The sequence below is a fragment of the Mesorhizobium sp. AR10 genome (assembly GCF_024746795.1).
In the GTDB taxonomy this organism is placed as follows: Bacteria; Pseudomonadota; Alphaproteobacteria; order Rhizobiales; family Rhizobiaceae; genus Mesorhizobium.
The window spans coordinates 612,166-625,957 of sequence record NZ_CP080524.1; the positions used below are offsets into that span (position 1 = coordinate 612,166).

Here is a 13,792-nt window from a genome sequence, read left to right on the forward strand (position 1 = left end):
TCCGGGCAAAGGGTATGAATAGTCTACCGGAGAATAAAGCCGCCGGCGGCCAGGATCAGAACGAACAGGATGGTCGCCGAGAAAAAGCCGCCCGCAAAGAAGCCGAAAGCCATTGCGATCAGCGCGGCGAGACAAAAGAGCGATCCATACTTGGCCAGCATGATGAAGCCCGCATAGGTGCGGTCGTGCTCGGCATAGTCCATCTTCGCGCCCAGTTCGACAGGACCGGTCGGCGTGTGATCAGCCATAGGAATACCCCTTCGAAGACATCTTTGAGGCACATAGCGAAAAGCCGGCCCGAGGGCAATGGCGCTATTGCCGCATCGCCGGAGACAACAGCCTCAAATGAAAGTTGAAGCCGCCGCCGGCGAGGCAGACTGCATCGCGCCGCGGTCGGTGGACAGACAGGTGCTGGCCAGGAACCTCTAAGGCGCGGATCTCAGCCGGCGAGGTGCGGAAACAGCCCGAGCAGCCCAACAACGATCAGGTAGAGCGCGACGATGTAGTTGAGCAGCCGCGGCATCACCAGGATCAGCACGCCGGCGATCAGGGAGATCAGCGGGGTGAGCGCGAGCGTGGAAATGGTCATGTCGATTTCCTTTCAAGGACTGATTGCATCAGGCGCCCAGGCTGCCTGTCGACTTTCATTCACATGTTCGTGCGAATGCGCCAATGGCACCCGCGCTGCCATCCAGAACGCAGAGGCGGCCGTAAAGCTCCACGCACCCTGCAATAGCGAGGTGTCAGGCGGCTTCGCGAAAATACTTGGCGGTGGGCAGGATGGTCAGCGGCGCGAGTTCGCCGCTCTTGGGGCGTTGGAAAAGCATACGCTGTTCGAACGCCGTGGAGTTGAAGAACGGGAAGCGATCCAGCGTCGCCTGCATGTTTTCGGAGCATTTCGACTGGAACAGATGCACGGGAACGGTGAGCCCGGGATAGGTGCGCGGCGGCACGGCGTGCTCGGAACGGAAGATGCGATGATAGAAGCCGGCATGCTCTTCTTTGACCGCCGTCAGGCAATACGTCGACTTGAAGTGGCTGCAAGCTACGACCGCAAGCCTAAGCGTCACGTAAGGAAGCACGCGCAGGCTCGTCGACCACTCGGTATCGGCAGCGAATCGGCTTGGATCGACGAACGTCTCACCGGCCGCCAGCCGCTGCGCCAGCACGTCGCCGAAGACTTGGGTGCTGGGTGAAACAGGGTACTTTGCGCTGGCGTAGTGAATTCTGATGGTGCTGACCAGCACACCATCGAAGAAGACGCCAAAGCGATAGGAATTGCGCAGATCGTCGAACTTGTCTTTGACCATGCGCGAGGCGTCAGGCTTCACCATGCCGGCATGAAGGTAGGATTTGTAGCGAAGTCGATAGATGGCTTCCAAATCCTCGGCACCGTCGCAAAGGCGATACTCGATGTGTTCCAGAACGTCCATGATATGACGTGAAAACACCGAAGGAGCCTGAGAAGTGGCCTTGGATGCCACCTGAGGCATACCTATTAACTGAGTTTCCATTGTTACCCTCGTGCCGCCGCAACTAAACAATACCGGACGACCGAATGAACAAGAAGATGAAACTCTAATCGTCAGTGTTTACCGAACATTAACCTTAACAATGGGTTAACGCTTTGGCAATTCACCGTTCTTTGAGCGGCTTTTCAAGCGCAATAAAGGATGGGATTCAGAGGGTCGCGAGCTTTGTGACCGGCCGCAATTCCGCGGCGAAGGGCCAGGTCACGTTGGACATGGTCTCGATGCCCGAAGCGCTGAGTGCAGCGCCGAAGAGGAAGCCCTGGACAAGGTCCGGCTTCACCGAATGCACCAGGACCTTGAGCTGCTCGAAGGTTTCGACCCCTTCGATGGTGACGGTCAGGCCCAAAATCCGCGTCAGGTCAACGATACCCTTCAACAGGTCGAGCGAGCGCGGGTTCTGGGTTACGTCCATCAGGAACGAGCGGTCGATCTTGATCTTGTCGAGCGGCAGCTTGTGGAGATAGCTCAGGCTCGAATAGCCCGTACCGAAATCGTCGAGCGCGATACGCACGCCAAGCTGCTTCAATTCCTCGATATACTGGCGCGTCAACGACTTATCGTCGAGCAACGCGGTCTCGGTGACTTCGATCTCCAGGCGACCAGCAGAGAGCCCGGAGGCGGCCAACGCCTCGCGGACCTTCTGGATGACGTCGCGGTTGCGGAAATCCTTGGCCGAAAGGTTGACCGAGACGCTGGTCTGGTCGGGCCATTTGGCGCATTCGGCGCATGCCGCCTGCAGGACGAAGGTGCTGATCTCGGAAATGATGCCCATTTCCTCGGCCAGCGGAATGAAGATGCTGGGCGAGATCGGCCCGAGATCGGGATGGTCCCAACGGCACAGCGCCTCGCAGCCGGCGATGCGCATCGTGCTCATCGCCACGATCGGCTGATAGACGACGCGCAACGCCTTGGCCTCGACGGCATTGCGCAGATCGGCCTTCATCAGCTGACGGTTGCGGAAAGCGGCGTCCATCGACGCCTCGAACAGCCGCCAGTTGTTCTTGCCGAGTTCCTTGGCCTTGTAGAGCGCCAGGTCGGCCTTCACGATCATCGCATCGACATCGGTGTCCTCGACCCGCGACAGCACCGCACCAGCGCTGGCCTGGATGCGCAGCCCATGGCCGGCGACATCGACCTCGCCCTGCAGATCGCCGAAAACCTGGTCGAGCAGGCTGGTCAGATGGCTTTCGTCCTCGATGCGATCGAAGAAGACCATGAACTCGTCGCCGCCGAAACGGCTGACGGTGATGCTTGGCCCAGCGATGGCGGCCAGCCGCTCGGCGACGGCGTAGATCAGCCCGTCGCCGACAGGATGGCCAAGCGTGTCGTTGACGCTCTTGAAATCGTCGAGATCGAGCACGGCCAGTCCACAGAGACGATCGCGGTCGCCGGACGCCATGGCCTCGCCGACCAGTTCATGGAAATAGGCGCGGTTGGGCAAGCCGGTGAGGTTGTCATAGCGCGCCATGAAGCGAATCTTCTCTTCAGCCTCGACGCGGGCGGTAACATCCTCGAAGGTGATGACGCCCAGATCCTGGCTGCCTTCGCGTGCCGAAAACTCGTAGTGCTGGCCAGTGGAAAAGGAAACCAGCACCTTGCGGTCACGGCCCTCGCGCAACGCGCGCGTCAGCTGCGCCTCGACATAGCGGCAGTCCTTCGGCGACAGCATGCCGCCGGCGACACCGCGCAGCAGCAGGGAATGGATCGATCGCCCGAGCAACTGGTCCGGCGATTTGAGCGACATCAGATGCGCGGCTTCGGCATTGCCGACGATCACCTTGCCGTCGGGGCCAAGCATGACCAGGCCATGCGACATGGTGTTGAGGGCTCGGTTGAAGCGCTGCGCGATCTGCCTCGCCTGCTTGTGCCCGACGACGGCCGAGAACAGCACGTTACGTACATGGTCGGCACTGCCCTTGATGATGAACATGAACGGGATGATGAGCAACCCAAGCACGACATTGGGGATATCAAACCTGAGGATAAGGGCTGCGGCGATCGGCCCAACGAAGGTTACGGCGAAGATCATGACCATGCGGGGCGAGCCGTAGTTTCGCCCTACGACCGTGACCAGAGAGCCAAGCGTTATGGCGACCGCTCCGACCTCGGCATACGCATCCGAGTAGACATAGATGGAAACGAAGCAAAACAGCCCCAGCATCAGCCCTTGGATGCTGCCGTTCAGGATATATGAGCGCTCCCACCGTGTCGCATCCGAGGCATCGTGTATGACGCCACCCAAGCGATGGAACCGCCGCAAGCTGAAATAGCGCCAAACACCGATGCCAAGCAGCGCGGCGGCAAGAACCAGGAAGACAGGCTCGCCGTTGCGCCAGTAAACCATAAGGCTGACGGTTGCGTGGCAAAGCGCGCCGATGACCAGCATATGCGCGTTGTCGAACAACGAGCGCACAAACTGGATATAAACATCCACAGGGATGTTATCGGTCTTTGTTCTGCCCATTACTGGCGCCCAACTGAGCCACAGCCTTGGCATAGTCCCATTAAAAAACCTTTAGCTTGCGCTGAAAGGCCTGATTTTCCGGCGATTTTGGCTACTCAGCGGCCTGCAATGCGCTTGGCTGCGCCGGCAACTTGAACCGTTCAAGAAGGCGATTGCGTTCGCCCGCCGCCTTTTCTGCACTGGCCTGCCTGACATGGCCGTAGCCACGAATGAGCGCCGGCACCGAGGCAAGGGCGACGGCGGCCTCGGTCCTGCCCGGCGCCAGTGCTCCGGCGACAAGCTCCAGATCGGCCTCATACTGGGCAAGAAGCTGCCGCTCCATGCGCCGCTCGGCGCTGTAGCCGAACAGGTCGAAGGCGGTGCCGCGCAGGCCTTTCATCGCCGCCAGCAGGCGAAATCCCTTCATCATCCATGGGCCGAAGCTCGATTTCCTCGGCTTGCCGTCATTGCCGCGCCTGCCCATGATCGGTGGTGCCAGATGGAATTCGAGTTTTTCGTAGCTCTGGAACTGTTTTCCCAACTCAGCGGCGAAGGAGCCGTCGGTGTAGAGCCGCGCCACCTCGTATTCGTCCTTGATCGCCATCAGCTTGAACAGGTTCTTCGCCGCAGCCTCGGTCACGGCGGACGAGCCTGGCATGGCCCTGGTTTCGGCCTGGCGCAACACGGCCAGTCTGTCGGCATAGCGCTTGCCATAGGCGGCGTTCTGATAGGCGGTCAGGAAGGCGACGCGGCGGGCAATGATATCGTCCAGCGTCTCGGCAATTGCGGCGGGGGCCTGGCCCGGCTGGGCGATGAGGCCGCGCACGAAATCCGGCTGGTGCGCGGCGCGGCGGCCCCAGCGGAAGGCAGCGACATTCATTGCCACCGCTTCGCCATTGAGTTCGATCGCCTTTTCGACCGCCTCGGCCGACAGCGGCAGCCCGCCGTGCTGGAAGGCGAAGCCGAGCATGAACATGTTGGCGCCGAGCGAATTGCCGAACAGCGCGGTGGCGGTGCGGGTGGCGTCGAAGAAATGCGCCTTATCGTCGCCGGCGGCCGAGCGGATCGCTTTCTTCAGCCGCTCGACCGGTAGCGAGAAATCGGCCGAACGGGCGAATTCGCCGGGCATGATCTCGGCGGTGTTGGCAAGAAAGATGGTGTGGCCTTCGCGCACCGCAGCCAGCACCTTCTGGGCGCCAGACACGACGAGGTCGCAGCCAAGCACAAGGTCGGCCTTCCCGGCCGAAACGCGGATCGCATGGATATCGTCCGGGCTGCGGGCGATGCGGACATGGGTGAACACCGAGCCGCCCTTCTGGGCGAGACCGGCCATGTCGATCATGCCGCAGCCCTTGTCTTCGAGATGGGCCGCCATGCCGAGCACCGCGCCGATGGTGACGACGCCGGTGCCGCCGACGCCGTCGATGATCGCTGCCCAGCCATGCTCACCGAGCGGGAATTCGGCCGGAACCGGGACGCCGTCGAGTGGATCGGTCCTGCCGGCGATGCCTTCGGCCTTCCTGATCCTGGCGCCGTGCACGGTGACGAAGGACGGGCAGAAACCGTTGACGCAGGAGAAATCCTTGTTGCAGCTCGACTGGTCGATCTTGCGCTTGCGGCCGAATTCGGTCTCGACCGGCTGGATCGAGACGCAGTTCGACTGCACGCCGCAATCGCCGCAACCCTCGCAGACCAGTTCGTTGATGAAGACGCGCTTGTCGGGGTCCGGAAAAGTGCCGCGCTTGCGGCGGCGGCGCTTTTCGGCGGCGCAGGTCTGGTCGTAGAGCAGCACCGATATGCCTTTGACCGCACGCAATTGGCGCTGGACGAGGTCGAGGTCGTCGCGGTGATGGATGGTGGCACCGGACGGGAATTCAGCCTTGCCGGCGTATTTGTCCGGCTCGTCGGTGACGATGGCGATGCGCTCGACGCCTTCGGCGCGCACCTGCCTGGCGATCATGTCGACGGTCAGGCCGCCTTCGTGCGGCTGGCCACCGGTCATGGCGACGGCGTCGTTGTAGAGGATCTTGTAGGTGATGTTGGCGTCGGTCGACAGCGCGAAGCGGATGGCCAGCGCACCGGAGTGATTGTAGGTGCCGTCGCCGAGATTCTGGAAGATGTGGTCGCGCTTCGAGAACGGTGCCTGGCCGACCCATTGCGCGCCCTCGCCGCCCATGGCGGTAAAGCCGACGGTGTTGCGGTCCATCCACAGCGCCATGAAGTGGCAACCGATACCTGCGGCGGCAATCGAACCGTCCGGCACTTTGGTCGAGGAATTGTGCGGACAGCCGGAGCAGAAGAAAGGCGTGCGCGAGGCGATATCGGTGGTGTCGGCGAGCATTGCCTGGAATTGGCGAAGTTTCGCCACGCGCGCCGCGATCTCCTCCGACGGGCCGATCGTTCGCAAGATCCTCTCGCCAAGCGCGATGGCGATGTCGTTGGGATCGAGCGCGCCCTTGGCCGGGAACAGCCAGTCGCCGCGCTCGTCCTTCTTGCCGACAATGGCCGGCTGCGTGGCAGTGCCGTAGAGGCTTTCGCGCAACTGCACCTCGATCAGCGAACGTTTCTCCTCGACGACGACGATGGTGTCGAGGCCGCGGGCAAAGTCGGCAATGTGCTGCAGATCAAGCGGCCATGGGCAGCCGACCTTGAACAGGCGGATGCCGATGCGGTTGGCGGCCGCCTCGTCGACGCCGATGTCTTCCAGCGCCTGGCGGACATCGAGATAGCTCTTGCCAAGGGTTATGATGCCTAACTTCGGGTTGCGGCCGCCCGAATAGACGATCCTGTTCAGCCCGTTGGCATGGATGAAGGCGGAGGCTGCGGCGCGTTTGTGTTCATGCAGCCGCTCCTCCTGGCCGAGCATGTCGATCTCGTGGCGGATGTTGAGGCCGCCGGGCGGCATGTCGAAGTCCGGGACGACGATGTTCAGCCGTTCGAGCGCGGCATCGACGGAGGCCGTCGATTCGATGTTGTCCTTGACGCATTTGATCGCCGCCCAGGTGCCGGCGAAGCGCGACATGGCAAAGCCGTAGAGCCCGTAGTCGATGATCTCCTGGACGCCGGCCGGATTGAGGATCGGCACCATCGTGTCGACGAACAGGAATTCGGTGGCGTGGGCGTTGGTCGAGGATTCGGCCATGTGGTCGTCGCCCATCAAGGCAAGCACGCCACCATGTTTCGACGAGCCGGCAAGATTGGCGTGGCGGAACACGTCGCCGGAGCGGTCGACGCCCGGCCCCTTGCCGTACCAGACCGAAAACACGCCGTCATGCGTGCCTTCGCCGAGCAATTCGGTCTGCTGCGAGCCCCAGCAGGCGGTCGCGGCGAGCTCCTCGTTGAGGCCGGGTTGGAAGACGATGTCAGACTGGGCCAGCTGCTTCTTGGCCTTCCACAGCTGCATGTCGAGGCCGCCGAGCGGCGAGCCGCGATAGCCGGAGACGAAGCCGGCGGTGTTCAGGCCGGCGCGGCGGTCGCGCTCGCGCTGCATCAGGAGCATGCGGATCACGGCCTGCGCGCCGGAAAGGAAGATACGCTCCTTTCCCAAGTCGAACTTGTCGTCGAGCGCGACATCATGCAGCGTCATCAGGCATTTCCTCTGCGGAGGCCGCACCGAAACGCGCAGCCAACGTCGGAGTCGGATGGCGCAGTCTTTCTTCCCTTGCCGGACAGGTCAAACAAAATCGAAGGGGCCAGGCAATGCGCAACGAACGGTTGGAAATGTGCCATCCGGCGTATGAAAATTACACGGACGGCGGCCTTCACGGCGCGGGAAAGCCCGGCTGCGCACCAAATCGCGGAAGAGGTCTCAGGCGGCCTTCGAGCAATCGGGCTTCGGCTCACCCGGCAACTTGCCGTCGACATGGCCGACCATGTCCTTGTTGAGCTCGTAGACCGGCCCGATCACAAGAGGCCTGTCGGGCAGGACCGACTGATCGAGCGAGGACGTCAGCGTCGTCTCGAAGCTCTGCAGCAGCGCACCGCTGGAGTCTTCGATGCGGATCGACACGGCATAGGGCTTGTCCTTGACCACGCAGGTAAGCGGCGGGCTGGTGAGCGTTATATGCGGCAGTTTCGGCCATATTTTCTGATTGACGATGATCGGATCACCGCCAGCCGGGTTCTGGAAGTTGACCACCGCGACCTGCCCCTCACCCACCGGCTTAAGCGGGTTGAGGGTGATGACATAGGTGGCGATGCCCAGCCGATAGTTGAACTCGAACAGCTTTCCGGAAATGGCGAACAGCTGGTCCCCGCCGGAGTCGCGGCAGGCGCCAAGAGCGGCAGCCGCAAACAAGGCCGCACCCAGAACGACTGAACGCGAAAACTTACTAGACATTGGAGACCTCCCTGGCCGCCGTCCGGCGGCGGCGATAGTGACGGTTTGCCTTCTGACGGTTGCCGCAGACCGCCATATCGCACCAAAGGCGGCTGGAATTGCGGCTTCTGTCGACGAACAGCCAGCTGCAGTTGGGACAAATCCTCAGCCTGGCAACGGTATCGTCACGCAACAACGACAGCGCCGAGACGGCCAGCGCCGCCTCGAAGGCAATCGGCGTTGCCGGATCGCCGAACGGCTGTCCCGGTGCGCCGATTTCGGTGTGGCTGTGCGCGAGACCGTCGGCGCAGGCTTCCAGGTAGCCCGGTAGATCGCCGGTGGCAACCGCACCTTTCGACACCGCGCCGCGAAACAGGCGATCGGTTGTCTCGCGGATCGACAGCACCACCGGTGCGATTTTGTCCGGTGACGGTGCTGCCAGCCGCCTGCCGCCAAGCTCGGTGGCGCGAAAGCCGCTTGCGGCGTCGGCGAAGCGGGCGATCTCAGCCGGATTGTCGAAACGGTCGAAGGTCCTTGCCGGATCGTCACGCAGCACGACGGTGTTCGCCGTGTCGAGCGCAAGAAGGCCACCGGTAAAGCGGTGCGGGGTCCAGGATACCGTCATGAGCACAAATCTAACCGATAAATCGCGTTTGACAAGTTAGATTCTACGATGCAAACCTTCCTTCGGGCGCGGTATCCGCAGCCTTTGTTTCGAGCAGTCGTCGTTCCGCTTCACACTTTCGGACGACACGCTCTGAGGGCCATGCATGCTCTATTTCTTCCAACAGGTTCTGAACGGGCTGCATTCAGGCGCGCTTTATGCGCTGCTTGCCTTCGGCTATGTGCTGACCAACGGCATCCTGCACCGTACCAACCTCGCCTATGGCGCGGTGTTCGCCTTTTGCGGGCACACGATGATCCTCACCGCGGCCTTCGGCTATCAGGCCCTGTGGCTGACGCTGTTCGCTGCAGTGGCGCTCGGTGTTGTGGCGGCGTTGCTGTATGCGGCGCTGATCAGCCACGTCCTGTCGCGAAACGTCTTCGAACCCTTGGCCGACCGCACGCCCAACGCAATCGTGGTGACGACGCTCGGCATATTGCTGGTGCTGTCGGAAGCAAGCCGCATTGCCGCCAACACCCACGATCTGTGGCTGCCGCCGATGCTGGCCCAACCCATCATTTTCGCGCAGAACACCACATTCAAGGCGACGCTGACCCTCATCCAGTTGCTCGACTGCGCATTCGTGCTGGCAATCGTGGCCATGGCCACATGGGCATTCGCCCGATCGAGCTTCGGCCGGCGCTGGCGCGCCGTGTCCGACGATCCCAAGGCTGCGGCCATGTGCGGGGTCGACGTGCGCGCCGTCTTCCGGGGCGCGGTGCTCGCAGGTGGCTTTTGCGCGGCACTGGCCGGTGTGCTCGCCGGTCTGTACTATGGCAATGTCAGCTTCGGCACCGGTCTGGTCTACGGGCTGAAAATCCTGTTCGTCACCGCGGTCGGCGGCTATCTCTCGCCGCCGCGGGCGGCACTCGGCGCCGCCGCTTTCGGCATGGCCGAATCGCTGTGGGCCGGCTATTTCCCACTCGAATGGCGCGATGCCTGGATGTATCTGTTCCTCGTCGCCATGCTGCTGCTGATCGGTGCCGGCCGCGACACAACCAAGATCGTCTGAACCGAATCCGACTTTGGTTGCATGCCGCGAGGTCAGAGTCTGGACCCTAGCGGTTTTTGACCGTCGCTCACCTCACAACAGCGTTTAGCCGCCCTCTCCTGTGTTGACCCGCCCGGCCACGCACGGCATACCGTTGGGCCACGGCGGCGCGACGGAAAACAAGGGATCGGCGCGCCTCTGAGATACAAGGGAGGAATGCATGGCAGGGCTTCTTGCTCTATCCAGAACAATTGACCGTGTGAACGAATTCATCGGCAAATGGGTGTCTTGGCTGATCCTGCTGGCAATTCTCGTAAGCGCCGGCAATGCCATCATCCGCAAGATGTTCGACATATCGTCGAACGCCTGGCTGGAGCTGCAGTGGTATCTGTTCGGTGCCGCCTTCATGCTGGCCGCTGCCTATACGCTGAAGCAGAACGACCACATCCGCATCGACATCGTCTACGGCATGTTCTCGCGCCGCGTGCAGCACTGGATCGACCTTCTCGGCCACCTCTTCTTCCTGATGCCGTTCGTGACGCTGATGGTGATCTATTTCGTTCCCTATGTGTCGCTGTCGTTTCGCAGCGGCGAAATGTCGAACAATTCCGGCGGGCTGATCATCTGGCCGGCAAAGGCCATCCTGCTGGTCGGCTTCTTCCTGCTGGCGCTGCAGGGCATTTCCGAGATCATCAAGAAGATCGCCATCATGCGCGGCCACATGGACGATCCCAATCCGTTCATATCGGTGCATGAACAAGCCGAGCTCGAAGCCAAGGCACTCGCCGAAGAGGTGCGCTCATGATGGAGTTCATTGCCCAGAACATGGCGCCGATCATGTTCGCCTCGCTGATCATCTTCCTGCTGATCGGTTATCCCGTCGCCTTTTCGCTGGCCGCCAACGGCCTGATGTTCTTCTTCATCGGCGTGCTTTTGTCGCCCTATTCGGGCGGATCGATCAACCTCGCCTGGCCGCTGCTGCATGCCCTGCCGGACAATTTCTACGGCAGCCGGGTGATGTCGAATGATACGTTGCTGGCCATTCCATTCTTTACCTTCATGGGCATCGTGCTCGAACGATCGGGCATGGCCGAAGACCTTCTCGACACGATCGGTCAATTGTTCGGGCCGATCCGCGGCGGCCTTGCCTATGCCGTGATCTTCGTCGGCGCGCTGCTTGCCGCGACGACCGGCGTGGTGGCGGCATCGGTCATCGCCATGGGACTGATTTCGCTGCCGATCATGCTGCGCTACGGCTATGACCGCAGGGTGGCGTCCGGCGTCATCGCGGCATCCGGCACGCTTGCGCAGATCATCCCGCCGTCGCTGGTGCTGATCGTGCTTGCCGACCAACTCGGCCGTTCCGTCGGCGACATGTATGCAGGCGCGCTGATCCCCGGCCTTGTTTTGACAGGTCTCTACGCCCTGTACATCCTGATCATGTCGATCGTCCGGCCGAAGTCGATGCCGGCCCTGCCGCTGGAAGCGCGCACGCTCGGCCACGGCATCCTGTCGCTGTTGGCGGCGCTGCTGGTGACGGTGGTGATTTCCTATGCAGCGTATCGCTACCTCGCGCCCGCGCATGGCGACAACGCCGATATCCTCGGCGCCAGCATCGGCGTGATCATCATCTACATCGTGGCAATTGCCGACAAGCGCCTGAACTTCAATATGATGTCGCGGCTGGCGCAGCAGGTGATCATCGTGCTCATCCCGCCGCTGGCGCTGATCTTCCTGGTGCTGGGCACCATCTTCCTCGGCATCGCCACTCCGACCGAGGGCGGCGCCATGGGCTCCGTCGGTGCATTGATCATGGCGGCGGCAAAGGGGCGACTGTCGCTGGATGTGGTCAAGCAGGCGCTGACCTCGACGACGCGGCTGTCATCCTTCGTGCTGTTCATCCTGATCGGCGCACGGGTGTTCTCGCTCACCTTCTACGGCGTCAACGGCCACATCTGGGTCGAGCATCTCCTGACCTCGTTGCCCGGCGGCGAAGTCGGCTTCCTGATCGGGGTCAACATCCTCGTCTTCTTGCTGGCCTTCTTCCTCGACTTCTTCGAGCTGGCCTTCATCATCGTGCCGCTTCTGGCGCCGGCCGCCGACAAGCTCGGCATCGACCTGATCTGGTTCGGCGTGCTGCTCGGCGTCAACATGCAGACCAGCTTCATGCACCCACCCTTCGGCTTTGCGCTGTTCTACCTGCGCTCGGTCGCTGCCCGCGTGCCCTATCTCGACCGCCTCACCGGCAAGCAGATCGCGCCGGTAACCACTGGCCAGATCTATTGGGGCGCGGTTCCCTTCGTCTGCATACAGGTCGTCATGATCGGGCTGACCATCGCCTTCCCGCAGATGGTCATGCACTACAAGGGCACGACGGTCGACCCGGGCACGATCGACTACCAGGTGCCCGAAACGCCTGGTCTCGGCCTGTCGCCACTCGGAAGTGCACCGGCCGATGGTGGCACGTCACCGGCAGCACCCGCGGCGCCCGACCTGTCGCAGCCGCCCAGTTTCGGCGAAACGCCCCCTGCCAAACCGGCGGCACCAGCGAACGATCTGTCGCAGCCACCGAGTTTCAATTGATGCTGGTGGCTGAACAGTCATGAAAGCGGTGCGGCTGGAGGCAGTGGGAAGCATCGCGCTGCACGAGGTCGACAAGCCGTCTGCAGGACCGGACGACCTTCTGGTGCGGATCGAAGCGTGCGGCGTCTGCGGCACCGACCGGCATCTTTTTCATGGCGAGTTTCCCTGTACGCCGCCGGTGACACCCGGACATGAGTTTTCCGGCATCGTCGAGGCGATCGGAAACTCCGTCTTCGGCTTTTCCGTAGGCGACCGGGTTACCGGCGATCCCAACATTGCCTGCGGACGGTGCCCGCATTGTCATGCCGGGCGGGTCAACCTCTGCAGCAATCTGCGCGCCATCGGCATCCATCGCGATGGCGGCTTTGCCGAGTATCTTGTCCTGCCGCAGAAGCAGGCCTTCGTTCTGCCAGGCGATCTCAAGCCGACACATGGCGCGTTCTGCGAACCGCTTGGCTGCTGCCTGCATGGCGTGGAGCTGGCTGAGATCAGGCCCGGCTCCTCGGTCGCCGTGCTTGGTGGCGGCGTGATCGGCCTGCTCACTGTGCAACTGGCAAGACTTGCGGGCGCAACCACCATCATCCTGTCGACGCGCCAGGCCTCGCGGCGCGCCCTTGCCGAGGATCTGGGCGCAACCGCAACGGTGGATCCCAACGCTGGCGATGTCATCGACGCGATCGCCGGTCCGTCCGGGCTGATGCCGGGCGGTGTCGATGTGGTGTTTGAATGCGCCGGCGTGAGAGAAACCGTCGAGCAATCGATGCGGCTGGCCAGGGCCGGCGGCACGGTGGTCATCGTGGGCGTGATGCCGCAAGGCTTGAAGGCAGCATTCGAACCCTTCGACCTGTTATTCCGGGAATTGAAGGTTCTGGGCTCCTTCCTCAATCCGTTTACCCATCGCCGCGCCGCCGACCTTATCGCCTCGGGTGCGATCGAGATCGACAGGCTGATCTCCAGGCAGGTGACGCTTGAAGACGCGGCGGCGGTGATCGCCAATCCGCCGGCCGCCGGTGAAATCAAGGTGCTGGTGGTGCCAGGCTGAAGCTAAGCCATGCGTCATGACTGATCCGTCGGCGCCACTTGCCGCCGGTTCGCCGATCGTCTATTCAGCCCGCGCCGAAAAAGACATGACCGGTTCGGTAGTCCGGTTTCCTCCGTTTTGAGCGGAGGCCTGTTCACCGCATGATTTGCGGGAGAACCCGCGGCCGGCAAGCGAGGCAGACAGCCCGCGAGCCGGTTGGGTCATGGCCAGATTTTCGGT

Annotated in this window: 11 protein-coding genes; 4 read left to right on the forward strand and 7 right to left on the reverse strand. The window is 62.3% G+C overall.

Translation table 11 applies throughout. The annotated features are described in order from the left end of the window. Positions 1-23: 23 nt before the first annotated feature. From LHFGNBLO_RS06300 to LHFGNBLO_RS06330, 7 genes are all read right to left on the reverse strand, one after another. On the reverse strand, positions 24-248 hold the full coding sequence (locus tag LHFGNBLO_RS06300) for an aa3-type cytochrome c oxidase subunit IV (protein WP_258605225.1): 225 nt from the start codon (positions 246-248) through the stop codon (positions 24-26). 191 nt (positions 249-439) lie between these two features. Further along, on the reverse strand, positions 440-589 hold the full coding sequence (locus LHFGNBLO_RS06305; protein ID WP_013528205.1) for a DUF3096 domain-containing protein: 150 nt from the start codon (positions 587-589) through the stop codon (positions 440-442). Positions 590-743: 154 nt separating this feature from the next. After that, positions 744-1,544 (reverse strand): N-acyl amino acid synthase FeeM domain-containing protein, encoded by an 801-nt coding sequence (locus LHFGNBLO_RS06310; RefSeq protein WP_319944214.1) that lies wholly within the window; start codon positions 1,542-1,544, stop codon positions 744-746. Between the two features lie 136 nt (positions 1,545-1,680). Next, entirely contained in the window at positions 1,681-3,996 is a 2,316-nt protein-coding gene (locus LHFGNBLO_RS06315) for a putative bifunctional diguanylate cyclase/phosphodiesterase (protein WP_258605231.1), read from the reverse strand. Between the two features lie 91 nt (positions 3,997-4,087). Further along, positions 4,088-7,561 (reverse strand): indolepyruvate ferredoxin oxidoreductase family protein, encoded by a 3,474-nt coding sequence (locus LHFGNBLO_RS06320; protein WP_258605233.1) that lies wholly within the window; start codon positions 7,559-7,561, stop codon positions 4,088-4,090. Positions 7,562-7,783: 222 nt separating this feature from the next. Next, positions 7,784-8,314, reverse strand: a complete 531-nt coding sequence (locus LHFGNBLO_RS06325) for a hypothetical protein (RefSeq protein WP_258605235.1) — start codon at positions 8,312-8,314, stop codon at positions 7,784-7,786. Then, positions 8,307-8,918 (reverse strand): CGNR zinc finger domain-containing protein, encoded by a 612-nt coding sequence (locus LHFGNBLO_RS06330; protein WP_258605237.1) that lies wholly within the window; start codon positions 8,916-8,918, stop codon positions 8,307-8,309. Before LHFGNBLO_RS06330 ends, LHFGNBLO_RS06325 begins: the two co-directional genes overlap by 8 nt. A gap of 145 nt (positions 8,919-9,063) precedes the next feature. On the opposite strand from LHFGNBLO_RS06330, the gene LHFGNBLO_RS06335 reads away from it, so the two are divergent. The 4 genes from LHFGNBLO_RS06335 (at position 9,064) to LHFGNBLO_RS06350 (ending at position 13,573) form a co-directional block, all read left to right on the forward strand. Next, entirely contained in the window at positions 9,064-9,969 is a 906-nt protein-coding gene (locus LHFGNBLO_RS06335) for a branched-chain amino acid ABC transporter permease (RefSeq protein ID WP_258605238.1), read from the forward strand. 199 nt (positions 9,970-10,168) lie between these two features. Further along, a complete protein-coding gene (locus LHFGNBLO_RS06340; RefSeq protein ID WP_258605239.1) occupies positions 10,169-10,753 on the forward strand; it encodes a TRAP transporter small permease subunit in 585 nt (194 codons plus the stop codon). Next, complete coding sequence (locus LHFGNBLO_RS06345; RefSeq protein WP_258609625.1) at positions 10,753-12,531, forward strand: TRAP transporter large permease; 1,779 nt, start codon at positions 10,753-10,755, stop codon at positions 12,529-12,531. The genes LHFGNBLO_RS06340 and LHFGNBLO_RS06345 overlap by 1 nt, the downstream gene beginning before the upstream one ends. Positions 12,532-12,550: 19 nt before the next feature. Beyond that, positions 12,551-13,573 carry a zinc-dependent alcohol dehydrogenase family protein gene (locus LHFGNBLO_RS06350; RefSeq protein WP_258605240.1) on the forward strand — a complete coding sequence of 341 codons (1,023 nt, stop codon included), beginning with the start codon at positions 12,551-12,553 and terminating at the stop codon, positions 13,571-13,573. The last annotated feature ends 219 nt before the right edge of the window (positions 13,574-13,792 follow it).